1 protein-coding gene is annotated in these 1,301 nt (G+C 68.3%); it reads right to left on the reverse strand.

Translation table 11 applies throughout. The features are described 5' to 3' along the window. Positions 1 to 235: 235 nt before the first annotated feature. Positions 236 to 670, reverse strand: a complete 435-nt coding sequence (locus tag EAO72_RS40980; RefSeq protein ID WP_410090564.1) for a hypothetical protein — start codon at positions 668 to 670, stop codon at positions 236 to 238. Between the last annotated feature and the right edge of the window lie 631 nt (positions 671 to 1,301).

The raw sequence follows: 1,301 nt of genomic DNA on the forward strand, positions 1-1,301 counted from the left end.
GGCCCACGTGACGCGCCTTCGCGAACAACTGAAGCTCCGCTGACGGTCCCACGCCCCGGCCGGTGGTCACTGACGCACGCAACTCCACGCCGGCCATGTGGCGTCGGCTGCCATACTGCCGTCGTGGATGCCACCCCCGAGCACATGAGCTCCAGGACAGTCGCCGCATGGACGGTCGCGCTCGCTGCCCTCGGCGGAATGACCGGCTTCGTCTGGGGAGGCGGGTTCCTCGCTGTCACCTGCGGCCTGTCCCTGGCAGGCGGTGGGTCGCTTCGGTGGCGAGGAAGGTGGTCCACCACTCGTTGTCGCGGGCCGTCCGCGACCAGAACGTGCGCGTGACCCAGCGGAGCGTGTCGCCGTCGCCGACCGCGCACCGCGCCTGGCGCAGGTGACCGGCCACGCCCAGGGCCCGCAGCGCGCTGCCGACGGCCATCTGCCCGTACAGAGGCTGGCACTTGGCCAGCGACTTGATGTTCATCGCCGCGCCCTCGGGAAGCGTGTCGACGTATCCGGCGATGTACCGCTCGCGCTCCGGCAGCAGCGCGAAGTCGTCGGCGCGGGGCGGGCGCTGGTCCGGGACGGAACGCTTGCCGTAGCCGGGGCTGGCCTTCGGGCACGGGGCCGGAACCGGGGGCGTCGGCAGGGCGGAGCTAAGGTTTGGGGTAGCCACGAGATCGGTTCCTTCTTGTTCGATCTTGGGGTGAGACCCCGGCCGGTGCTTTCTACACCGCGTCGGGGTCGCTACGTCGTGGGCACCGTAAGCAGTCGCGACGCTCCGCTGCAAGTCGGTCACAAGTTGTCACACTTGCTCGCCGTTACGGGTTGGGGTGGTGGGGAGGGTTTCCCCAACCTCCTTCTTCTACCTACCGGTTGTCAGACATCGCTCGCATCTCGGAACCCGGAACTCGGTGCTCGGGTCCCGAGGGTCGAGACTCGGGCCGAACCGCCTTCAGGGACCCCGAAAGAGTGAAGGGAACCCTCCGAGTCTCGAACCTCGTGTCTCGAACCTCGTGTCTCGGAACTCGGGTCTTGGTGCTCGGGTCTTGGCACTCGGATCTCGGGTCTTGGGTCTCGGATCCGCCCTCGCCGGCCACCGTTCGCCCGGCGGGTCAGGACGTCTTGCGGGTGGCCGGCGAGGGCGGATCCGAGACCCAAGACCCGAGATCCGAGTGCCAAGACCCGAGCACCAAGACCCGAGTTCCGAGACACGAGGTTCGAGACACGAGGTTCGAGACTCGGAGGGTTCCCTTCACTCTTTCGGGGTCCCTGAAGGCGGTTCGGCCCGAGTCTCGACCCTCGGG

It is taken from the genome of Streptomyces sp. OR43 (assembly GCF_008042275.1).
Classification (GTDB): Bacteria; Actinomycetota; Actinomycetes; order Streptomycetales; family Streptomycetaceae; genus Streptomyces.